This is a genomic window from Salinicola tamaricis, assembly GCF_003006155.1.
Lineage (GTDB): Bacteria > Pseudomonadota > Gammaproteobacteria > Pseudomonadales > Halomonadaceae > Salinicola > Salinicola tamaricis.
The window spans coordinates 2519155-2541939 of record NZ_CP023559.1 but is presented as its reverse complement, the minus strand read 5'-3'; the positions used below and the strand labels follow the sequence as shown (position 1 = coordinate 2541939).

Sequence of the window (22785 nt, the reverse complement as noted above, 5' to 3'; positions counted from 1 at the left end):
ATTTCGGCCACCCTGAGGGCAAATGCTCAATATCCCCCTAGCAGACGTGGATCATGCGGCCCGGCCCGTCGTGGCCATCGGCACCGACTACAGCCCCGGCGCCCTACTCGACTTTCATACCCATCGCCGAGCCCAATTTCTCTACGGCATGACGGGCTTGATGGAGGTCGACACCGATGAAGGCACCTGGGTGGTGCCACCTTATAGCGGTGTCTGGTTGCCGGCGGGCAAGCGCCACCGGGTGCGGATGAACGGCGTCAGTACCCGCAGCCTGTATATCGAACCCGTGGCGGCGCCACGCTCCTCCTCCAGTTGCGAGGTGCTGGTCGTGACGCCACTCCTGCATCACCTGCTGCTGGCCTCCGCCAGCATGCCCGCGCTTTATGACGAGAGCGGTCGCGATGGTGCCCTCGCCCAACTCCTGCTGTACGAGCTGCAACGGGCGCCGGCGCTGCCGCTGTTTGCGCCTCTGCCCCGGGACCCTCATCTGGCCCGCCTGTGCAGAGATTTTCTCGGCCAGCCGCATATCCATAGCCTGCCCGAGGACTGGGCCCGACAACTTCATTGCAGCCAACGCACCTTCAATCGACTGTTTCGTCAGCAGACCGGCCTGTCGTTCGCCATATGGCGCCAGCAAGCCTGCCTGATGGCCGCCGTTCCCAGGCTACTAGCCGGTAGCTCCGTTACCCGAACCGCGCTGGAACTCGGCTACGACAGCCCCGGCGCCTTCTCCAGCATGTTTCGCAAGGTGCTCGGTCAATCCCCGACTGCCTTCGTTCGCGCGGCTACTCGCCAAGGGAAGGAGCTACCCATATATGATTCGCAGACATTGGCTGGCTTGCCATCCACCGACTAGAGCCCTCGCGGCAAACTTGTAAAAGCCAATGAAAGTCAACTCACAAGCGTGGAGCGGGCTTCCACCTTACATCCAGCGATGCAGCAGTGTGATCAAACGCCCATGTAGTCGCACATGCCCTCCGGAGGTTTGGTCGACCTCGACGCTGCCCGTCATACCGGCGGTCAGTTCGATGCTCTCTGGCACCCGATCGATGGCGATACGTACCGGAATACGTTGGGCCAGACGCACCCAGCTGAAACTCGGCTCGACACTCGGCAGCCCCTGATCATCGATCCCCTCGTTGGTATTGGCGATGCCGCGTCCAATACTGGCCACGTGGCCTCGTAATGGCGCTTCGAAGCCCATCAGCTGAACCGTTGCCGCTGCCCCGGGATGGATGCCCTGGAGTTTGGTCTCGGCGAAATAGCCCGTGACCCAGAAACTGTTCGCATCCAGCACGGCGAGATTCTGCTGCCCAGCCACCGCGTAGTCACCTTTGCGTAAGCGTAGATGAGTCACATAGCCATCCACCGGGGAGCGCAGGGTCGCATGTGTCAGGTCCAGCCGAGCCAGATTCAGCGCGACCTGGGCTTGGTGTTTTTCCGCCCTGGCGATATCCACATCCTGCGTGGCGCTGTGAACCTGTTCGCGGGAGACATACTCTCCCAGTCCTTGCCGTCTCTTGGCATAGTCGACCTTCTGGCTCAGCGTCGCTGTCGCCGACGCCAATCGCGCCTCGGCCTGCTCGACAGCCAGTGCGAAGCGCTCGGGATCAATGCGATACAACAACTCTCCGCGCTTTACATACTGATCATCGGTGACAGCGACCTCGGCGATCGTCCCGGAGACCTCGGGAGCGATGCGCACGACCTGCGCATTGACTCGACCATCACGCGTCCAGGGAGCCAGTACGTAGGCTTGCCATAGTGCGATTACCAATAGCATCGCGGCGATGACCGCGCCCAGAGTCAGGGTCACTTTTGCAACAGGCATTAATAGACGTTTCATACGACACCTAGACATAGAGCACCAAGAGAGACAGCAGGCAGACAGAGATCGCGAATTCGAACAGCCCTGGATGCCAGATCCAGCGCAACAAGCCGCTGCGCCCTATCAGGAATCGCATTCCCAGAAATAGCGGTACCACCATCAAGGCATAGACAAAGAGGGGTGGCAGATAGATGCCCGCCACAGCAACTTCACTGAGCATTGGCGCCTCCTCGCGGGAGCCCAGAGAAGTAATCGGCGTGGCCTTCGATCAGCTCGGCAACATCGATCAATGCAGCGGCCATATACTGCCGATTTTCAACGCGGCCCGATTCAACGACACCCGCGGCCATCATAAGGCGCGCGGCACGGCGCGCATGGCGAGCCGCCATGAGGGGATCGTCCGCGCGACACGCCATTCGCTTTAACGTCTTTTCCACCGTGGGGCGAATGGGGGATCGCTTTGGCGAAGCCTTCAGCCAGTGTCGCAAGCGCATCAGCTCCCGCCCCAGGTGCAGACTGGCGAGCGCATCACTGATGGCATGATCCATGGCAACAGGCTGGTTCTGGAGCACGGCACCCAGACGCGCCATGCGATGCTGCTGGCGCCACTGCCAGCGACGTTCATCTGTCGGTGCACGTCGCAACAGGGAGAGCGCCTCATCGCGAATACGATGGCGCAATCGTTCGATATCGCGTGCGAGGTTACGCGGCAGCAGCAGTCGAAAGCCAAGCAGGGTAAAAAACACGGCCAGTAAACCACGCCACCGAAGCGTTGAGAAACAGGCTCAGGTCGTACTGCATAGGGTTGGCAGGCGCTGCCAATGTCGTGAACCCGACGAGATAGGCCATGCCGGCCAATGCATGACGATCAATGTGGTGAGAAAGACAGCGGGCAGCCAGAACAGCCCCAAAACTATCAGCAAGACAACCCTTCGATGTGGCGGCAGTATCCCAAAATGCACACACGAACGCCATCACCACGGCGGCTAACGTCCCTTTGATGAAAGGATCGCTCCAGCGGCAGGATTGGGCGCCGTGGACAGCAGTGCACAGGCAGCCGCGAGTCCCGCCAACATCATGTTGCCGTGTTGCCAGCCAGTCGCGATCCAGAAATACCGCCCAGTACCACGATCAGCATCGCACGCAAGCCGTTTTGCATCGCCGCCGTCCAGTCCCGGTGAAAGGGTACTGCAGGCAGGATGGGGCGAACGCCTGGACGATGTAACGTCGCGATACCGTCCAATGCGGCTAGATAATCGTCGATCTGCTCTACCAATCGATCACCCGCGATCAGCAGCGCCGGCTGCTCGGCTGGCACTGACGAGACCGACTCGAGTCTGGCCATCAGGCGTTCACGACTCTCGCACAAGCGTCGCCGCGCCTTGCCGAAGTCTCCAGCCGACACGTCGCTTGCGGCATCGCGCCATGACCGTTCGAGCTCCGGCTGCAAAGCCCGTAACGCCCGCATGCTGGTACTATGTTCGGATAAAGGCGAGATGCCGCCGACCAGGGCAGCGAATAGCGATGCCATGGCATGCCGTACCATGGCCCCCTGCTGTGCCAGATCGATCGATTCGGCCTTCCCCAGTGCCAGCAGATCATCTATGCCATAGACCTCGGCAATGAGCTTCCGCCGGGCGGGTGCGACCCGCGTAGGGCCGCCTTCGATCCCTTCCTCCAGTGCTTCGTGCTGAGTCGCCAGCGTTTCTGCGCTGGCCGCAAGCAACCGTGTCGACTGGGCTTCGAGACGCTGGCGTACCCGGCGGGCGCTGAATAGCGACGATACCAGGGCCAGACACATCACTCCGATCAACACGGCCGAACCACGATCCACCACATGCGCGAAGGTCGTTTGAGGGTGCTCTAGCGCACCGTAGACAGCCAAGCCAACGGTGTACCCGGCCAGCGCGGCACCGTAGGCCCGGAAATGGCGCACTAGCGTCATACCCGCAACACACAGTCCCAACCAGGCGCCGAACCCCAGCAAGAAAAGCCATGGCATCTGTCCAAACAGACTCATCAGTACGAGTGCAGCCAACATGCCCGCCAGTGTGCCGATGACCCGCCAGATGCCTTTGCCGATGACCGCCCCCTGAACCGGGTTGATGACCAGCAGTACGGAGGACGCAGCCGAATAAGGAGCTTCCAGATCGAACCAGTAGGCGAGGACGAGTGCCAACCAGGCGGCAAGAACCGAGCGAAGGACATAGGTCGCGCGAGGTGTGGTCAGGTCACAGCAAGAAAGACAGCGAATCAGCGCGGCATAGGGTTGGGCGGGAGTAACCGGAGGCGTCGGATTGACTGGCGCGGAACACATGATCGACCCACTTTTTGGTAATGAGTCGTATTACGATAATGAGAGTCTTGGATGTCGAGTAGTGACTTTATCGAAACCGATGAGTGCATCAGACGCATCGATTGAAGCGGGTACTGCTTTATGTCACGGGCAACGACGCCTCTGCGTTGCACAAGTCATAGATCGTGCGCCTTAACCACTGATGAGCAGGGTCGTTCTGAAGCCTGGGGTGCCAGGCCTGAATAAGTGGCGCGGTTTCCAACGCCATCGGCAAATCGAACAACCGAATGCGAAGCCCTGCGGCAAGAGCACTGCTGGCGAGATGCCTGGGCAGTGGCAAAATCAGGTTGGCGTCCTGTAACGCAAACAGTGCCACATAGGGCGAGGAGACAACGAGAGAGACACGCCGTTTCAAGCCATGCTTCTCCAGCGCGGCGTCGATCGGGCCGTGGGATTTACCCCGACGGGAAACGCCAACATGTTCCCAACGGACGAACTGCTCTAGGGTGATGTCAGCATCGAAAATCGGATGATTCTCGCGCGCCACGCCGACGAAAGTCGTGGTGAATAGTGGCTGCACGCGGATCTCCGGCCCAAGCTTACGGGAAGCGCTGACAAACAGATCGATGCGACCACTACGCAGCGCCTCATCGTCCAGGTCGTCCTCTTCCGGAGATAGACGCAGCATGGCAAGCGGCATGTCAGTGGCCATCGCATCCAGCAAACGCCCCATGTGAACGCTCAGGAATTCATCCGTCGCACGCACATTGAAGCATCGCTCAAGTGTCTTCAGATCGACCTCGGCTGTCGGTGCAAGCACCGCTGACGCCTGCTCCACGGCTGCCCGTACCTGCTCACGCAAAGCCACGGCCCTCGGCGTGGGGACGAGCTTGCGACCGGCCTGCACGAATATCGGGTCACCCAGGGTTTCTCGGATACGGCCCAAAGTCCGGCTCATCGCAGGCGGGCTCAGATGCATGCGGCGGGCCGCCCCCGCCACGCTCCCCTCCTCCAACAGAGCGTCCAAGGCGAGCAACAGGTTCAAGTCGGGATGTTTCATCTCAAAGCTCATGAACATTGCGTGGTACGCAATTATAACCACACCCACATAGCACCATAAGCATCAAAACAGATTTGAAGTGCCCCCTGATCTTGCCAAGCAGCAGTGGACACCTCGTTCAGTAATACACTGAGACGAGGTAACCCACGGAAAGGCAAGCAGCTTCGATGAAGAAAAGCCCCGCACCCGATACTCCCAGGATTACAAGGCCGGGGCTCTGACGTTAGCGCCATAAGGAGGACCGGATGAGCGACGACCACGGCCCGGTCAGTGTCGTCCGCTGATCTCGCCCAGCATCGCTCGTAATGCAAAACGGCCAGGCATCGATATGCCTGGCCGTTTTCGTTGATACGTCTTGCCTCTGACCCTAAGCGGCGACCTTCCAGTGGTGATCCACGCGTCTTCGCATGGCCCTGGCATCAGGGCACCGCTCAGCCAGCCAATGGCGATCGAAGAAGTCGAGCAGTCGGGTGTGGTGGGTATTTTCCGCCTCACTACTCAGGACATGGTCCTCCCCTTCGTAGTAATACACCTCTGGCGTTTGGCCATGGGCCTGCAAGCGGGCTTCGAGCCGGCGAGTCATCGCCACCGACCAGACGCTATCTGCCGTGCCGTGGCTGAGGAACAACGGGCCGGTATAGCGTTCGATCTCGATGGGCTGGGTGGGCAGCAACATCTCGGACGATCCGCGCCAGTTCCAGGCGCGGTTGGCGCCATCCCACGCTTGCCAGCCGGGGTCACCCACATCGCGAAAGGTGCGCCCATCGAACGCGCCGCAGATACAGTCCGGCGGGCTGTGCGCAGCCACGGCATCGGCGATGCCCGGTACGCCGTCTCGCGCCATCAACGACGTCAGCAGCAGGGCTTGCTCCGCCCCACGGGAAACGCCGTAGAGCCCAACGCGGCCGGAGGAAACATCGAAGCCACGCAAGGCCTCCAACGCGGCGACGCTCCGGTCCAACGACACCTCATGAATGCTACCTGCGTTCCAGACGTTGCCACCCTGGGAGTAACCGAAGGGAAAGGCCAGGAAGCCGTGCGCGGCGAGGAGCACCGCATTGCGATGGCTCCAGCCCGACCAGGCACCCTCCGAGCCATGCAGGATCATCACGGTAGGAAAGGGCCCCTCACCCGGCGGGCCATAGGTCGTGCCCCACTCGGGGAGCAAACGGCGAACGATATTGAGTGGCACGGCTACGCTCCCATGTGGCTTCCAGGTCTGAAGAACTTACCTGAGCCGGAGCATGGTAACCACGGTGGACGAAGATCGGTCTACTGAGCAGTAGTCTTGAACATAGCCAAGCCTTCATGGTCGCGGTCAGTGCATGCCTACACCAGCAGATTTGTCGGAGTGAAGCAGGCCGGCATAGAGGAGGTCACTTCAGTGGCACGCAAGCTGTTCCCGCTGGGCAAGCGTCGCGACAGCCTGCCCTGGAAAGGTGCCCCATGCTTGCCCGTCATGAAGCCGGTGATCGCGGCCCCGCCCCCGACAAGGAGGGGCTGTGGCTGGCCCAGATGATAGATGACGAAGAACCCGCAGTGGATCTGGCGCCATACTGGGTCGGTCGTTCTGAATGTTTGGTCGAACTAGCCAAGGAGTTACAGAGGCGGCAGCGATGACAGCTATTGTTTTGATACTCGATTTCGCACGACAGAAACAGTTCCGTAGCCATTCTCACATGGTACGGAACAGACGCACCAATCCTTGCGGGTCGGCTACGTCGTCCTGGATAGCGATCGCCGGACCTAAAGGCTGGTCCGATATTGTGGTTACTTAGGCAGCCCCCACTGCGACCGACACCTTGGTGACATTGTAGGGCGTAACATTCCCACCGACTGCCTGTTCGGGATTGAACAGAGCGAGATTGATACCGTCGCTGACTGAACTACGATAGACCACCCCATCGAACCCTTTCTTCTTAATGAACTCACACAGGTACTGGCTCGGTATATAGTCGATCGCCGCCCCAGACGGCTGAACAGGTCGAGTCAATTCTTCACCCAAACGCTCAAGGAACGGCAAGTCGGCGCGCAGCTGACCGATCGCGCTCGACTCTGACAGGATGAAGGGCGAAACTAGCTTGCGTGGATTGCGCAAGTCCACAGCCTTAATATCAGGGATCGTGAACTCGGCGACGCAAGCTACCTCGCCGGTATGAGGCCTGATCTCTGCCACAGCAGTTTCAGGAAGTGATCCTAGATAGAGGTAGGGGATTCCGGCCGGATTGGCCCGGCCGTTTGACGAGCGTCGCCTCGGCGGTGCGCCCATTCTCTCGATTGGGAAGACCTCATCATCTGTGCGGATGCGCGCGCGATGCCAGTGCTGGGGCAATGGCGGCGCTATCAGCATGTCGAGCAGCTGTTTGAGACGTTCCCCATCGATGGCTACGTCAAGAAACCAGCGATTGGCATACATCATCTCGTCACGCAGCTTGTCCCATTGCGCGAGGCCTTCGCTTATATAGTTCACTGACGGGGCGAAACTGCGTCGAACGATCTCACCGTCATTGAGAATCTCGCCGAGCAACTCCTTGGCGTGGGCAATATCCATGCGTTGATGGCTAAAGAGCAGCCAGTCTTCTTTCATCCATTCGACTAGCGACTTCCCGTCCTCACTCGGCTCGTATACATTGACTAGGAGCTCGAAATAGTCGGCCAGCTTTTCCGGCTCAATGAGCTGGATATCAGTGGTCCCACAGAAATCGCATATCCCATGTCCGGGATCAAGGGTTGGGAAAAGCTGATCGTGCAGGACGCGATCATCGAAGCACTCCGGGCAACAGAAACGCTTTGACATGCCGGTCAGCCAAGATGGTGCGCAAGTGTCTCGATGTGGTGCTTCATCGAGAGCTTTTTGACGTAGCCTAATCCCGGAAAGTGGCCTTTAGCATGAAGAGCGCGAAACGCCTCGATCGCTTCGGTCTCGAGAATATGGGAGGTGCCGCTATCTAGTTTCGCGATAAGCTTCGCAAGCGCCTGAGCGAACTTGCCAGCGGGATCGGTCGGCGTGTCCTTCGTGTCCGAAACGAAGTGATAGATGTACATAACATCGTCCTTGTCAGGGTCGATGAAGGTCAGGTGGATCGCAACGGCATAGGCTGGACGCCGCCCTCAGTGTAAGCATCACCGACCATCAGAAAATCGCCAAACCCTGCCATGCCGAGATCGCCATAGGTAACATGAAGATCCGAGAACTCCTCCAGCTCCGGATAGTCGGCATTGCGTTGCCGCTTGAAACCGTCACGCACTAGGATACACGTGCTCTGGTCGAAATGTTTCCGGTAGAGGAGCTTTGCATGATCTTCGACAAAGACGTTGGTGAGGCCGAGCATGCTGTCGTCTAGTGCGGCCGCCAGCGCCTTGGGTGCGGTGAAGCCCGCGTGGACTAGAACAGGATTATGAGCGGCATGTTGGCCATAGCAAGTCATTACCGCATCGACGGTCATGTCCGTACGCAGCAGGACACCAGCAGAGATATTATCGAAATCCTTGAAATCCTCTTTCAGAAGATCCGTAATACCGGCCCCATCATCCTGATGGTCTCCGTGATAAGGATTCACAATGACGACTGCACGACCTCCTGCATCACATATCGCAGTCAAAGTCTTCTTAAGCCCACTGAGTGACTCGCGCACTGGCTCAATGACAGGTATGAAATCCTTTTCAGCGAGTAAACTCGCCATCTCGCGAATTGTGATGAGCTCGAATTGTTTCCCGCGAAAATAAGGATAATACATGTGTCGGTCAGCTCCAAGTCATGGCTGTATGCAGCGGAGTCTCAATGGCGTCAATCAGTTTTGGGTGATCACTACGGCGCACCGATATAGAAAGCGCGGCAGCTTGCAAAGACTTTGGCAAACGATCGATAAAGTCGCCAAGCGGTGCCAGATTGCGCGTCCGCTTGAGCGTCCTTACCATCTCCACATGTAGTGCCATAGGATCTAGCGTAGCGAAAAGATCACGCATCGTCGTATGTCTCTGCGTATTGGGAACCTCCGGTATCGCAACGCCCATCGCCTGCAAAATTGCGATGCTCTCGCCGATGCGTAAGGACTCAAAGACAGTCACAGGACAAATCCGCGCCGGATACTCTACTGCTTCGCGCAGAGTTGCGATGCGGTAGCGTTTGGAAAGGCACATTACCCCCACATCATCAGGGACCGTTTCCATCACGCCCTCGATATGACCTTCGCTCGCGATCACATTTACTTTAGCGAAAACTTTTTTATAATCATCAACTTGCTTAGCAAGTCGCGCAAGCGAGTCTCTCTCAGACTTTATCTCATAGGCGGTAGAAGTGCCATTCAGGATAACAAGATCAGCCTTACTACTGTCAATACGAAACTCATTAAGCATTGAAGCTGTGCGCAGCGAATGTGTGCCCATCAGCACTTTCTGGCTGATCGCAGTACGGTAAATATACTCATCACGCTGACCAGCAACTTTCAGAATATTGAATGCAGAGTCGAAGGCATCCCCCACAGTCGCATGCGGATCAGCATGACTGACCAAATCAGTCTGTTCCAGCAGGCTACGAAACATACCAGACCGACCTTTTCTTGCCATCTCGCGAAAGACGGAGGCAGAAAAAAGCCGAGGAAGAGCAGACAGTTGTGTCGTAGTATAATTTTTCATTTCACCATTCAAACCACCCAAAAATGCATATGCATTCAGGCTTAAAGTAGAGCTATATCGCCAGAAGGCTATCGTTTATGGATAGTCTTGCCAAGCATGAGCAGGCGCCCAGTTCAGACGGCACACTTAGACAATAGTCCTATGGTGTGCCGAAATTCCAATGCCATAAGCATCCATGAGTTGCTAGCCAGCTCGGATACGATGCTTCAAAACACAGACCCTGCTCTAATTTTTCATCAATCGTTCAGATATAGCCTACTCTACTCACTCCCACTCGATCGTCGCGGGCGGCTTGCTGCTCACGTCGTAGGTCACGCGGGAGACGCCGCTGATCTCGTTGATGATGCGGTTAGAAACCTTTTCGAGCAACTCGTACGGCAGGTGGGCCCAGCGGGCGGTCATGAAGTCGATGGTTTCGACGGCGCGCAGGGCGATGACCCATTCGTAGCGGCGGCCGTCGCCGACCACGCCGACCGACTTCACCGGCAGGAAGACGGCAAAGGCCTGGCTGGTCTTGTGGTACCAGTCGGCGTTGTGCAGCTCTTCGATGAAGATGGCATCGGCTTCACGCAGAATGTCGGCGTACTCTTTTTTGACTTCGCCGAGAATACGCACGCCCAGGCCCGGCCCCGGGAAGGGGTGGCGGTAGACCATGTCGTAGGGCAGGCCGAGTTCCAGGCCGAGCTTGCGCACTTCGTCCTTGAACAGTTCGCGCAGCGGTTCGACCAGCTTGAGCTTCATGGTCTCGGGCAGACCGCCGACGTTGTGGTGCGACTTGATCACGTGGGCCTTGCCGGTCTTGCTGGCGGCGGATTCGATCACGTCCGGGTAGATGGTGCCCTGGGCGAGGAAGTCGACACCGTCGATCTTGGCCGCTTCGCGGTCGAAGACGTCGATGAAGGTGTTGCCGATGATCTTGCGCTTGGCTTCGGGATCGTTTTCACCGCCGAGCTTGGTCAAGAACTCATCCTCGGCGTCGACCCGGATCACTTTGACCCCCATGTGCTGGGAGAAGGTCTCCATCACCTGGTCGCCTTCTTGCTTGCGCAGCAGGCCGTTATCGACGAACACACAGGTGAGCTGCTCGCCGATCGCCTTGTGAAGGAGTGCGGCGACCACGGAGGAGTCGACCCCGCCGGAGAGGCCGAGCAGCACGTGGCGGTCGCCGACCTGGGCGCGGACGCGCTCGGTCAGGTCTTCGATGATCTGCGCCGGGGTCCACAGCCGCTCGGCCTGGCAGATCTCGAGCACGAAGCGTTCGAGGATGCGCTGGCCCTGCAGGGTGTGGGTCACTTCCGGGTGGAACTGTACGCCGTAGAAGCGCTTTTCCGCCCAGCTCATGGCGGCGATCGGGCAGCTCTGCGTCGAGGCGGTGACGGTGAACTCGGCCGGGGCGCGGGCGACCTTGTCGCCATGGCTCATCCAGACGTCGAGCAGTGCGCCGCCGTCGTGGCCGACGTGATCCTTGATGCCGCCGAGCAGGTCGTCTTCGCTGGAGACGTTGATCTGGGCGTAGCCGAACTCACGCTTGTCGGAGCCTTCGGTGGCGCCGCCGAGCTGTTCCGCCATGGTCTGCATGCCGTAGCAGATGCCGAACACCGGCAGGCCCAGTTCGAACACGCATTCCGGCGCACGCGGCGAGCCCAGCTCGGAGACCGACTCCGGCCCGCCGGAGAGGATGATGCCGTTGGGGTTGTATTCGCGGATCTCTTCTTCGGTGATATCGAAGGCGCGGATCTCCGAGTAGACCCCGATCTCGCGCACGCGGCGGGCGATCAGCTGGGTGTACTGGGAGCCGAAGTCGAGAATCAGGATCTTGTGCGAATGGATGTCGGTCATCGAATGAGCCCTGGGTGTGAGTCTTAAACGAGCAGCGGCGCTGTTAGGCGCCGCTGACAAAGCCGGAAATGGCTGGAAACTGTGTCGATGGCCGAGCCCCTGCAAGGGGCACTCGGCCATGACGGGAAACCTTTCGAGCGATGCACAGGAGGTTTCCAGAATCACTAACGATCAGGCGCCGCGGTAGTTCGGCGCTTCCTTGGTGATCTGCACATCGTGCACATGGGACTCGACCACGCCGGCGCCGGTGATCTTGACGAACTCCGGCAGCGTGCGCATCTCGTCGATGTTGTGGCAGCCGGTGTAGCCCATGGAGGCGCGCAGGCCGCCCATCATCTGGTGCACGATAGCGCTCATCTGGCCCTTGTAGGCGACTCGGCCTTCGATCCCTTCCGGCACCAGCTTCTCGACGCCCTCTTCCTTGCTCTGGAAGTAGCGGTCGGAGGAGCCCTGGCTCTGGGACATGGCGCCCATCGAGCCCATGCCACGGTAGGCCTTGTAGGTACGGCCCTGGAACAGCTCGACCTCGCCCGGGGACTCTTCGGTACCGGCGAGCATGCTGCCCAGCATCACCGTGCTGGCGCCGGCGACGATCGCCTTGGCGATATCGCCGGAGTAGCGGATGCCGCCATCGGCGATCAGCGGAATATCGTAGGGGGCAAGCGCCTCGGCGACGTTGGACACCGCGGTGATCTGCAGCACGCCGACACCAGTAACCACGCGGGTGGTGCAGATGGAGCCGGGGCCGATGCCCACCTTGACCGCGTCTGCGCCGGCTTCGGCCAGCGCCACGGCGGCGTCACCGGTGGCGATGTTGCCGCCGATCACCTGCAGCTCCGGGTAGTGCTCCTTGACCCAGCGCACGCGGTCGATCACGCCCTTGGAGTGGCCATGGGCGGTGTCGACCACCAGCGCGTCGACGCCGGCTTCGACCAGCGCCGCGACCCGCTCCGGGGTCTCCGGGCCGGTGCCCACGGCGGCACCCACCAGCAGGCGGCCGTCGGCGTCCTTGGCGGCGTTGGGATAGGTGCGCGCCTTTTCGATGTCGCGCACGGTGACCAGGCCGCGCAGGTGGAAGTCCTTGTCGACGACCAGGATCTTCTCGATGCGGTTTTCCTGCAGCTTCGACTTGATGGTGTCGAGATCGGTGCCTTCGAGCACGGTGACCAGCTTGTCCCGCGGGGTCATGATCGCTTCGACGGTGTCGCTGTGGTCCGGCTGGAAGCGCATGTCACGCCCGGTGACGATGCCCACCAGCGTCTCGCCCTCGACCACCGGAAAGCCGGAGTAGCCGTACTCTTCGGCCATCGAGAGCAGATCCTGAAGCTTGGCGTTCGGGCCCACGGTGACCGGGTCCTTGACGATGACGCTCTCGTGCTTCTTGACCTTGCGCACTTCCGACGCCTGCTGGGCGATGGTCATGTTCTTGTGGATGATGCCGATGCCACCTTCCTGGGCCATGGCGATGGCCAGGCGCGCTTCGGTGACGGTGTCCATGGCGGAAGAGAGCAGCGGGATGTTGAGGGTCAGCTTGCGGGTCAGGCGGGATCTGAGGTCGACGTCTCTGGGCAGGACATCCGAGTAGCGGGGTACGAGTAATACGTCATCGAACGTAAGAGCTTCTTGCGCCATACGTAGCATAGTCGGAAACCCAATTTGGCAGGTGGTGGGGGCCGGTGGCAACGCCCGTCCGGCGCCGGGTCTGGGGACTGACGACTCGGCGGGTGCTGCGAAAAGTTAATCGCGCATTATAGTCATTTGGTCGATGAGCCTCAATGCCGATAGAGAAGTCACGCGCCGCCGAAGTGGCCTGACGGGTCGCGCTGCCGCCCGTGGCGGCCTTCGTGTTACGCTGCCGGGCCATCCCCCGAGTGCTGGAAACCCGAATGCCCGCCCCGACGCCCCAGGCCCTTTCTGTCAGCGATCTCAACCGCCAGGCGCGCCAGATGCTGGAGCGCGGCTTCGGCGACTGCTGGGTCGAGGGCGAGATCTCGGGTCTGGCGCGCCCTGCTTCCGGCCATCTCTACTTCACGCTGAAGGATGCCCGGGCGCAGCTGCGCTGTGCCTTCTTCCGCAACCGCGCCAGCCTCTCCCGCGTGGCGCTGAAGGATGGCGATCGCGTCAAGGTGCGCGGGCGAGTGTCGATCTTCGAACCGCGCGGCGACTATCAGTTGATCGTCGATGCGGTGCAGGCGAGCGGCGAAGGCGAGCTGATGGCGGCCTACGAGCGGCTCAAGCGCCAGCTGGAGGCCGAGGGCGTGTTCGCCAATGCGCGCGCCCTGCCCTATCCGCCGCGCCACCTGGCGCTGATCACTTCACCCAGCGGCGCGGCGATCCGCGATGTGCTGGCGGTGCTCGCGGCGCGCTGGCCGCTGACCCGGGTGAGCCTGTTCCCGACGCCGGTACAGGGGCGCGAGGCACCGCCGGCGCTGATCCGTGCGCTCGCGCTGATCAACCGCCAGGCACGGCGAGACGCCGAGATGCCGGTCGCGGAGCGGGCACCGGGCGCCCCTGAGCCGTTCGATGCCGTGCTGATCACCCGCGGCGGCGGTAGCCTGGAAGATCTGTGGGCATTCAATGACGAACATCTGGCGCGGGCGATCTTTCATTCGCGCCTGCCGGTGCTGGCCGCCATCGGCCACGAGGTGGATTTCACCCTGGCCGAGTTCGCCGCCGATCTGCGCGCGCCGACCCCCTCGGCGGCGGCGGAGCGGCTGGTGCCGGACCGCCGCGAGCTGAGCGCGGGGCTGGCCCAGCAGCGCGGTCGGCTGGTGCGCGCCTGGCAGCAGCGTGCCGATGCCGAGGCGCAGCGCCTGGATCATCTGCGCGCGCGCCTGCGCCACCCGGGCGAGCGTCTGGCCCAGCAGCGCCAGCACCTGGATGGGCTGGAGCGGCGTCTACGTCTGGCGATGCGCCAGCGTCTGCAACAGGAGCGCCAGCGCTACGATGCCACCCAGCGCCGCTTCGCCCTGCTCGACCCCAGCCGCACCCTGGGCCAGGCCCGCGAGCGGGTCGAGCGCCTGGGCACGCGCCTCGAAGCGGCCCAGCAGATGCGCCTGCGCCAGGAGCGCCAGCGGCTCGAAGGGGTGGCGCGGGAGCTCAACGCGGTCAGCCCGCTGGCGGTACTCGGGCGCGGCTACGCGATCCTGCAGGATGACAGCGGCCAGGTGATCCGCGCCAGCCAGACCCAGCCGGGCCAGACGCTCACCGCCCGCCTCGGCGAGGGGCGTCTGAAGCTGGAAGTGAAGCGACGCCTGAAGGGCTCAAAACCACAGCGGTGATACAACCGCTCAGGGACCCGTTTCAGCGTTGATTCGCTTCAGCTCTGCCCCACCCGGCGCGCCGGACGCTGCTCCGGGTCACCCAGCTGCACGAGATGAATCCGCGTACCACTCTCACCCTTCCCTAGCCCCGGCTTGAGACGCTGATCACGATCGTAATGGCCGCCGTTCTGGCGCCGATAGGCGATCGGCGCATCGCTGAACAGCCCCGCCAGGCGCTGCTCGAGATCCGCCGCCACCTGCTGCCAGCTAGCATCGTCCAGGCGATCGCTCGAATAGACCGGAAACGGCGGCATGACCGTCAGCCCGGGATAGAACAGCGTGCCGTGATGAATCGGCCACAGAATCTCCTCCAGGCTGCCGTTGACGCCGCGCTCGCTGTAGTGCGGCGCGCGACCGCCGATCGGCACCATCAGCATTGCGCGGCGACCGGCCAGCATGCCTTCGCCGTAGCGGTCACCCCAGCGCTCGCCGCCATGCTCCCCCACGCCATAGGCGAAGCCGAAGGCGAACACCCGGTCGACCCAGCCCTTGAGAATCGCCGGCATGCCGAACCACCACAGCGGAAAGCTGAACAGCACCGCATCGGCCCACAACAGCTTCTGCTGCTCGGCGGCGATATCCGCGGTCTGGGTATCGGCGGCGTAGGCGTGGCGGGACTCGGCGATATAGCGCAGCCGCTCGGCATCGAACGTCTCGGTGAAATCCTCGCGGTCGGCGAGTGTCTTCCAGCGCATGGCGTAGAGGTCGGAGACCTGCACCTCGTGCCCTTGCGCTTCAAGGGTGGCCACCGCCATATCTTTCAGCGCGCTGGTCAGCGACTGCGGTTCGGGGTGGGCGTGGATGATCAGAATATGGGACATGCCGGCTCCTTGTCGGTGGTCGTTCCGCGGGTGTGCGGGGTCGATCACGATCTTGCCGCCGGCTCTGGTATCTTTGAAATCAGATATTTTATTTCCAGGTATAAACTGAATGGATATCGAGCGGCTGGACCTCAATCTGCTGATGACCCTCGACACCCTGCTGGCGGAGCGCAACGTCAGCCGCGCCGCCGAACGCCTGCATCTCAGCCAGCCGGCGATCTCCACCCGCCTGACCCGGCTGCGCGAGCTGCTGGGTGACCCCTGCTGGCCCGCCCAGCGCGGCATGATCCCGACCCAGCGCGCACTGGAGCTGCAGGCGCCGCTGCACGCGGCCCTCGAGAGCGTGCGCCAGGTGGTGGCGAGCACCAGCCCCTTCGACCCGGCCACCGCCAGTGCCACGGTGACCCTCGCCGCCAGCGATTACGTACAGTACGCGGTGCTGCTGCCACTGGCCCTGGCGCTGAGACGCGAGGCCCCGGGGCTGGCGATCGCCTGGCGCACGCTGGACCACGCCGCACTGGCGGCGCAGATGGCCCGGGGTGAGATCGATCTGGCGCTGACGATGCCGGAGATGGCGCCGGACGCCCTACGCATGCGCAGGCTCTACCACGAGCACTACGTGGCGATCGCCCGTTCCGGGCACCCCGAGGTGGGCGACCCGCTCGATCTCGATACCTTCTGCGCGCTGGAGCACGTCATCGTCTCGCCCCAGGGCGGTGGCTTCCGCGGGCCGGTGGACGACGCCCTGGCGGCGGTCGGCCGGCGCCGCCGTGTGGCGCTCTCGGCGCCGGGATTTCTGGTCGTGCCGGAGATCGTGGCGCGCAGCGAGCTGCTTGCCCTGGTGCCCTCACGGGTCGCCGCGGGGAGAGATGAACAACTGCAGCGGCTGGCGCCGCCGCTGATCGTGCCCGGCTTCGATATGGCCCTGCTGTGGCACGAGCGCACCACCACTCACCCGCTGCAGCGCTGGCTACGTCAGCGCCTCGCGGATCTGGTTCAGGCTGGCTCGGGGCAGCCGGCAGCGTCGGCTGGGCCGGAGAGCGGTGTTTAGCGCGTGAGGGTCGTAGAGCTAGAGACGTAGAGAGAGACATAGCGTAAGACATCAAGAGACGCCGGCGGCTAACACCGCCGGCGCCGAAGGCGCTCAGCTAGTGGCGTCGGGCATCGCGGTGGGCTTGAAGGCGCCGGGGTCGAGCTCGTGGCGGGCCAGCAGCTTGTAGAAGTCGGTGCGGTTGCGCCCGGCGATACGCGCCGCCTGGGTGACATTGCCTTCGGTGATCTTGAGCACCTTGATCAGATAGCTGCGTTCGAAGCCGGCGCGCGCTTCGCTGAACGAGGGCAGCGCGTTCTCCTCCGCCGCCAGCGCCTGGGAGACCAGCGCTTCGGGGATCATCGGCGTGCTGGTCAGCGCCACGCACTGCTCGACCACGTTGACCAGCTGGCGCACGTTGCCGGGCCAGGCGCTGGAGGCGAGCAGGTTGAGCGCCTCCGGTGAGAAGCCCTTGACGAACGATTTATGCCGGGCGGCGACCTGGGCCACCATGTGCTTGGCCAGCAGTGGGATGTCCTCGGCACGCTCCTTGAGCGGCGGCAGCTTGAGATTGACCACGTTGAGGCGGTAGTAGAGATCCTCGCGGAAGTCGCCTTCGTGCATGGCACGGTCGAGATCGCGGTGGGTCGCCGAGATGATGCGCACGTCGATCGGCACCGACTTGGTGCTGCCCAGCGGGCGGATCTGGCGCTCCTGCAGCGCGCGCAGCAGCTTGACCTGCAGGGTCAGCGGCATGTCGCCGATCTCGTCGAGGAACAGAGTGCCGCCGTCCGCGGCCAGGAACAGCCCCTCGTGCTGGCTGACCGCGCCGGTGAAGGCGCCGCGGGCGTGGCCGAACAGCTCGCTCTCGAGCAGTTGCTCCGGCAGCGCGCCGCAGTTGATCGCCACGAACGGCTTGTCGGCACGCGGGCTGGCCTGGTGCATGGCGTTGGCCAGCAGCTCCTTGCCGGTACCGCTGGGGCCGGTCACCAGCACGCTGACATCGGAGGCAGCGACCATATAGGCCTGCTCCAGAATGCGCTCCATCTGCGGGCTGCGGGTGATGATCTTGGAGCGCCACATCTCGCCACCTTCGCCGCGGGTGGTCGGCGTCTGTGCCAGCGCTTCGTCGATGGCGGCGAACAGCTCGTCACGGTCGACCGGCTTGGTCAGGAAGCTGAACACCCCCTGCTGGGTGGCGCTCACCGCATCGGGGATCGAGCCGTGAGCGGTGAGGATGATCACCGGCATGCCGGGCACCCGGCGCTGCAGTTCGTGGAACAGCGCCAGCCCATCCATCTCGTCCATGCGCAGATCGGAGAGCACCAGATCCGGGGTGTCGTCGGCCAGGTGGCTGAGCGCGGCGCGGCCGCTTTCGGCGGTGGTGACGCGAAAGCCACGGCTCTCCAGACGCATGCCCAGCAGTTTGAGCAGGCTGGGGTCGTCGTCGACCAGCAGGATGTGCGCAGTGCTGGTCGAGCGCCCCGGCTGCATGGCGGGGGTGCGCGTCGGGCGGCGCTTGGTGACGTCGGTTTGCAAAGACATGAATGGACTCCTCCTGCCATCGCGCGGCCTGTCATCGAGACAGACCGGTCACGTTCGGTGTGACGGGATCGCGCGGGGCCGGAGCCGCTGCGCGAGCCGATGGCTCAGTCGCGTGAGTTGATCGTTCTTTCGATGTCGGTGAGCGCGTCGAGCTTGTCCGACATCTCCTTGAGCTGCTGTTTCAGCGCCTCGTTCTCGCGCTGGAGCGCCTGACTGGCGCTGCCGCCCCCGCTAGCGCTGGCGCGCTGGGCATAGAGCTGGCGGCGCTTCTCCAGATCGTTGAGCCACTGCTGCAAGAGCGGCTGCAGGCGCGTCGGCGCACTGCTGATACTCGCCTTGTAGAGATCGGAGGCCCGGCGCCAGTCCTGGGGGCCATCCCACGCCAGCACCACCGCGCGCGCGGCCTTTTGATCCGCACGCGAGCCATCCAGCCGCCCGAGCATCATCTCGCGCCACTCGGTATCGCCGCGCTGGGCATCGAGCCCGAAGGCGACCCAGGAGTCGAGCAGGCAGACGTTGTCGGCAAAGGTGGGCAGCTCGCCGCAGCCCGGGGGCGGCGCGTCGGTTTCGGCCAGCGACTGGCAGCCGCTGAGCAGGGCCAGTGCGGCCAATGCCAGCACGCCCTTCATTCGCATGATCATGTCGTCGTCCTTGCGTCATGGGTCAGCGTGCCCGCGGGGCCGCTGGCCTCGTTATCGTCGGCTGCCGGCTCGACCCAGGGCAGGGTCAGCCGAAAGCAGACCGGTAGTTCGGTATCCGCCGCCAGGGCCAGATCGCCCTGCTGCAGGCGCGCGCAGTCGGCGGCGATCGAGAGCCCGATCCCCGAGCCCTTGAGTGGCCCCTTGCGCCGCGCACTGCCCTGGTAGAACGCCTTGAACAGATGCTCGCGGTCAGCCTCGGCGATCGGCTCGCCGCTGTTGGCCACATCGAGTGTCAGCCAATCGCGCTGCTGCGCCAGGCGAATGATCAGGCGGCCGCCATCCTCGCCGTAGGCGATGGCGTTGGAGATCAGGTTGTCGAGGATGCGCGCGGTGCGCTCGCGGTCGGCCTGCCAGATCAGCGGGTGATGCGGGCTGGTCACCTGCATCCCTTTGCTGTCGAGCGCCAGGCGATGCTTGGCCAGCACCTCCTGGATCACCGTGGGCGAGATCGAAGTGGGTCACCGTCCGCAGCGGCTGTTCTGCAGCAGGTTGTAGTCGAGCAGTTGCTCGATCAAGCGCTGCAGCTCCTGGCCGTTGTCGTCGATCAGCCCGACGATCTCGTCCTGGCGCTCGTTGAGCGCACCGGCGACCCCCGTCGGAGAGCACGCGGTTGCCCTCGCGGATACTCGCCAGCGGGGTCTTGAGCTCGTGGGACATATGGCGCAGGAACTGCTGCTTCTGGGCCTCCAGCTCGGAGAGCCGTGGGGCCAGCCAAGTCAGACGCTCGCCCAGCTGGACCAGCTCTCCGCCGGGCCTTGAAATCGCACCGGCGAGGTTCCGGCTCGCCGCTGCCGAGCCCGAAGATACGCTGTTCGAGCTGGCGGATGGGGCGCGTGATCAGCCAGGTGAAGAACAGCATCAGCATCAGGCTGGCGGAGACCAGCGCTGCCGACTGCATCCACACCGCGCCTTCACCGCGTTGGCCTGCTCGCGGATATGGCGATGCGCTCGTCGATCAGAGTGTTGGTCGCCTCGCGGACGGCGTCGGACTCGCTGGCGAAGCCGGAGAAGCGATCGAGGAAGGCTCCATGTCGTCGCTGGGCATCTGCGGCAGCACCGCGAGCTGGGCGTAGCGCGCCGCCAGCGACTGGATCGGGGTTGTCACCCAGCGCGCTCGGTGCTGGGCCAGCAGTTTCGCCGAACTGGCGCGACTTCTCGTTGTAGATGTCGCGCAGGCCTTCTTCTTCGATCACCGCGTACTGGCGCGCGCGCGCGCTCCATCTGCAGCGCCAGCGAGCTGAGCATGCGCGCACGGCGGGTTTCTTCCACCGCCTGCGCGCGCTCTGGTCAGCCAGCGAGGAGAGTTGGGCAGCGCCTGGCCGCCTGAACATGAGAATGGCGATCGGCAGCATGACGAAGAGAAACGCCAGCAGTACCAGTTGCATCAGTGAGCGCGGGCGCCAGCGCCGGGAGAGCTCGGAAGTCATAAATCGTGGCTCTGTGCAGGTGGCCCATTCGAGTCATGGATCGTTCCGCAAGGATAACATTTTTATTGAATGCCCATGCGGCGACACAGGCGCCCGCCGCGGCCTTACCGGCCGCAAACATCTGGCAGCCGCAAAAAACCAGTAGTAGCTGTAGAAAACCCAACAGCCGCAAAAAAAGAGGGCCGGCAGAGCCGGCCCAAGGTACGCAGGGAACTGAAGGGTTACTGGAACGCCCTTGAAAAACTGCCTGAATCAGCTGTTCGAAGGCGTTCCGCGGGCCGTAAGGCCCCTGGAACCGCAATCACGACATTGGCCAATCAGGGGCTGTCGTGGTGCGTGGCGGCGAACCGCCTGTCCCAGTCCTGAACCGGTCGCCGCAGCGGCCGGTTATCATGGGTCCCCTCGCAGGAGGGGAAGGCATCCTTGCCTGGGCATCCTTGCCCTAATGGTGCATCTCCTTGCCCGCAGGCCGCACCCGTCTCATCGCAACCTAAGTCACAATCGCGTGGAGCGGACGCTCTCGAGTTCACCGGGCCCGGCACAGGGTGATGATGGGCCGCGGCGAGACTCGATGAGACAAGCTCGGAAGACTCGTCTCGTCGCTCTCGTGAAATGATATTGCCAACGGCGTGCCAGTTTTTTATTTTACTTTTAAATCAAAAACTTATTTTGGCACGTGAGATCAGGAGGCGAACTGGAAACGGCAGGCGGCGAAAACCACGCCGGGGAGCATGGAAAAACGTCGCCGATCGCCGACGCTTTTCTGAAGATTTCCATAAAAATCAATTTTATCAATGGGATATAAAGTCTCAAAAAAGAGACAGCCCCGGCCGAAACCGGGGCTGAAAGGTGTCTCTTTCCAGCGACTCAGACGACGCCCTATAGCGACTGCAAGGACGTCTGCAGCCACTCCGACAGCGTCTATAGCGCCTTCAACAGCACCTTGGAGCGTCGCGCCTGGTTGTAGGCCTCGCGCTTCAGGCTCGGCAGCGACTCGGTGGTGGAGAGTTCGAAGCCACGCTCGAAAAAACCAGTGCGTGGTGTGGGTCGTCAGGGCGAAGAGCTGGGTGAAGCCGTGGCGCCGGGCACGACGCTCGACCTCGCTGAGCAGGGTGTCACCGCGGCTGCCGCGGCGATAGTCGGTGTGTACGGCAAGACACGCGAGCTCCCCCATCGCCGCGTCGGGAAAGCGATGCAGCGCAGCGCAGCCGATGATCATGCCGTCGCGTTCGATCACCACGTAGTCGTCGATCTCGTGTTCGAGACGTTCACGGGTCCGCGCCACCAGCATGCCGCGCGCCTCCAGCGGCTTGAGCAGGGCCAACAGCCCGCCAACGTCGTCGAGCACCGCCTGGCGCAGCTGTTCGTAGCGGTTCTGGGTGATCATCGTGCCCACACCGTCGCGGGTGAAGAGCTCCCCCAGCAGGGCGTCGTGATCGTGCCAGGAGAGCAGGTGGGTACGCGCCACGCCGTGGCGGGCCGCCTCGCAAGCGGCGCCGAGATGGCGCCACAGCTCGCTGCCGGGGTCGGCTTGCTGGCGCAGGTTCTCGCCCTGGGCCGGGCCGAGCTGGCGCTGCAGCCGGCCGTCGTCGTCATGCAGCCCAGCCGACTCACCGAGCAGAATCAGTTTGTCGGCCTTCAGCGCCACGGCCACGTGCTGGGCGATATCGGCGGCGTCGAGATCGAACACTTCGCCGGTGCGCGAGTAACCCAGCGGCGGCAGGATCACCAGATTCCCCCCGGCAAGCAGGCTTTCGATCGCCTGGCTGCGCACCCGCCGCACCTCGCCGCTGTGGTCGAAGTCGATGCCACCGCGCACGCCCAGCGGCTTGGCGGTGACCAGATTGCCCGACACCGCGGTGAGTTCGACCCCGTGCAGCGGCGTGTTGGGCAGCCCCAGCGAGAGGTGCGCTTCGATATCCAGACGCTGGCGCGCGGCGATTCGCTCGACATGGTCCATGATGCCGCGGTGGGCCACCCAGCGCCCCTCTACCCGCTCTACCTCGATACCCTCGGCCTCCAGCGCCGCCGCTCACCTGCGGGCGAATTCCGTAGACCAGCACCAGACGCACGCCGAGAGTATGCAGCAGCGCCAGATCCTGCAGCAGCTGGTCCCAGCGCGACGACGCCATCGCCGCGCCTTCGATCAGGATGACGAACGTCTTGCCGCGGTGGGCATTGATATAGGGGGACGAGTTACGGAACCAGTCGACGAAGGGGAAACGCGAATCCAAGGGAGAGACGCTCCGGCAGTGGGTTGGCTCGGGGATCGAGCCATCA

17 protein-coding genes and 3 pseudogenes are annotated in these 22785 nt (G+C 62.8%); 3 read left to right on the top strand and 17 right to left on the bottom strand.

The window, feature by feature from the left end:
• Nucleotides 1-22: 22 nt before the first annotated feature.
• Nucleotides 23-856 (top strand): AraC family transcriptional regulator, encoded by an 834-nt coding sequence (locus CN538_RS11665; protein ID WP_106419531.1) that lies wholly within the window; start codon nucleotides 23-25, stop codon nucleotides 854-856.
• A gap of 66 nt (nucleotides 857-922) precedes the next feature.
• Here CN538_RS11665 and CN538_RS11660 read toward each other — a convergent pair whose 3' ends face one another.
• From CN538_RS11660 to guaB, 11 genes and pseudogenes are all read right to left on the bottom strand, one after another.
• The gene (locus CN538_RS11660) at nucleotides 923-1846 is read right to left on the bottom strand and encodes an efflux RND transporter periplasmic adaptor subunit (protein WP_106419530.1); all 924 of its coding nucleotides are present in this window, start codon (nucleotides 1844-1846) and stop codon (nucleotides 923-925) included.
• 7 nt (nucleotides 1847-1853) lie between these two features.
• Complete coding sequence (locus CN538_RS11655) at nucleotides 1854-2048, bottom strand: DUF1656 domain-containing protein (protein WP_106419529.1); 195 nt, start codon at nucleotides 2046-2048, stop codon at nucleotides 1854-1856.
• Nucleotides 2038-2574, bottom strand: a complete 537-nt coding sequence (locus CN538_RS24425) for an FUSC family protein (protein ID WP_207233476.1) — start codon at nucleotides 2572-2574, stop codon at nucleotides 2038-2040. Before CN538_RS24425 ends, CN538_RS11655 begins: the two co-directional genes overlap by 11 nt.
• Nucleotides 2531-4145, bottom strand: a pseudogene (locus CN538_RS24415) (FUSC family protein). The gene CN538_RS24425 and the pseudogene CN538_RS24415 overlap by 44 nt, the downstream one beginning before the upstream one ends.
• Nucleotides 4146-4263: 118 nt before the next feature.
• On the bottom strand, nucleotides 4264-5184 hold the full coding sequence (locus CN538_RS11645; RefSeq protein WP_106420628.1) for a LysR family transcriptional regulator: 921 nt from the start codon (nucleotides 5182-5184) through the stop codon (nucleotides 4264-4266).
• A 367-nt stretch (nucleotides 5185-5551) separates the two neighbouring features.
• Entirely contained in the window at nucleotides 5552-6376 is an 825-nt protein-coding gene (locus CN538_RS11640; protein ID WP_106419528.1) for an alpha/beta hydrolase family protein, read from the bottom strand.
• A gap of 582 nt (nucleotides 6377-6958) precedes the next feature.
• Nucleotides 6959-7981, bottom strand: coding sequence for an RES family NAD+ phosphorylase (locus tag CN538_RS11630; RefSeq protein ID WP_106419527.1), 1023 nt, complete (start codon nucleotides 7979-7981; stop codon nucleotides 6959-6961).
• Nucleotides 7982-7986: 5 nt separating this feature from the next.
• Nucleotides 7987-8867 (bottom strand): annotated as a pseudogene (locus CN538_RS11625) (sce7725 family protein).
• A gap of 61 nt (nucleotides 8868-8928) precedes the next feature.
• Nucleotides 8929-9726, bottom strand: coding sequence for a sce7726 family protein (locus tag CN538_RS11620; protein ID WP_242495023.1), 798 nt, complete (start codon nucleotides 9724-9726; stop codon nucleotides 8929-8931).
• Nucleotides 9727-10083: 357 nt separating this feature from the next.
• Complete coding sequence (guaA, locus tag CN538_RS11615) at nucleotides 10084-11658, bottom strand: glutamine-hydrolyzing GMP synthase (protein ID WP_106419525.1); 1575 nt, start codon at nucleotides 11656-11658, stop codon at nucleotides 10084-10086.
• A 171-nt stretch (nucleotides 11659-11829) separates the two neighbouring features.
• Nucleotides 11830-13299, bottom strand: a complete 1470-nt coding sequence (gene guaB / locus CN538_RS11610) for an IMP dehydrogenase (RefSeq protein ID WP_106419524.1) — start codon at nucleotides 13297-13299, stop codon at nucleotides 11830-11832.
• Between the two features lie 245 nt (nucleotides 13300-13544).
• Here guaB and xseA point away from each other — a divergent pair, with 245 nt between their 5' ends.
• Nucleotides 13545-14939 carry an exodeoxyribonuclease VII large subunit gene (gene xseA / locus CN538_RS11605; RefSeq protein ID WP_106419523.1) on the top strand — a complete coding sequence of 465 codons (1395 nt, stop codon included), beginning with the start codon at nucleotides 13545-13547 and terminating at the stop codon, nucleotides 14937-14939.
• A 38-nt stretch (nucleotides 14940-14977) separates the two neighbouring features.
• On the opposite strand, the gene CN538_RS11600 is transcribed toward xseA, so the two are convergent.
• The gene (locus tag CN538_RS11600) at nucleotides 14978-15802 is read right to left on the bottom strand and encodes an NAD(P)H-dependent oxidoreductase (RefSeq protein WP_106419522.1); all 825 of its coding nucleotides are present in this window, start codon (nucleotides 15800-15802) and stop codon (nucleotides 14978-14980) included.
• Between the two features lie 109 nt (nucleotides 15803-15911).
• Here CN538_RS11600 and CN538_RS11595 point away from each other — a divergent pair, with 109 nt between their 5' ends.
• Nucleotides 15912-16853: a LysR family transcriptional regulator gene (locus CN538_RS11595; RefSeq protein ID WP_106419521.1), complete on the top strand. Its 942-nt coding sequence runs from the start codon at nucleotides 15912-15914 to the stop codon at nucleotides 16851-16853.
• A 93-nt stretch (nucleotides 16854-16946) separates the two neighbouring features.
• Here CN538_RS11595 and glrR read toward each other — a convergent pair whose 3' ends face one another.
• The 5 genes and pseudogenes from glrR to argA form a co-directional block, all read right to left on the bottom strand.
• Nucleotides 16947-18326, bottom strand: a complete 1380-nt coding sequence (glrR, locus tag CN538_RS11590; RefSeq protein WP_106420627.1) for a two-component system response regulator GlrR — start codon at nucleotides 18324-18326, stop codon at nucleotides 16947-16949.
• 155 nt (nucleotides 18327-18481) lie between these two features.
• Nucleotides 18482-19018, bottom strand: coding sequence for a hypothetical protein (locus CN538_RS11585; RefSeq protein ID WP_106419520.1), 537 nt, complete (start codon nucleotides 19016-19018; stop codon nucleotides 18482-18484).
• A complete protein-coding gene (locus tag CN538_RS11580; protein ID WP_106419519.1) occupies nucleotides 19015-19503 on the bottom strand; it encodes a sensor histidine kinase in 489 nt (162 codons plus the stop codon). The genes CN538_RS11585 and CN538_RS11580 overlap by 4 nt, the downstream gene beginning before the upstream one ends.
• Before the next feature lie 486 nt (nucleotides 19504-19989).
• A complete protein-coding gene (locus CN538_RS11570) occupies nucleotides 19990-20505 on the bottom strand; it encodes a hypothetical protein (protein WP_106419517.1) in 516 nt (171 codons plus the stop codon).
• Nucleotides 20506-21426: 921 nt separating this feature from the next.
• Nucleotides 21427-22739: pseudogene (gene argA, locus CN538_RS11565) on the bottom strand (amino-acid N-acetyltransferase).
• Nucleotides 22740-22785: the final 46 nt, after the last annotated feature.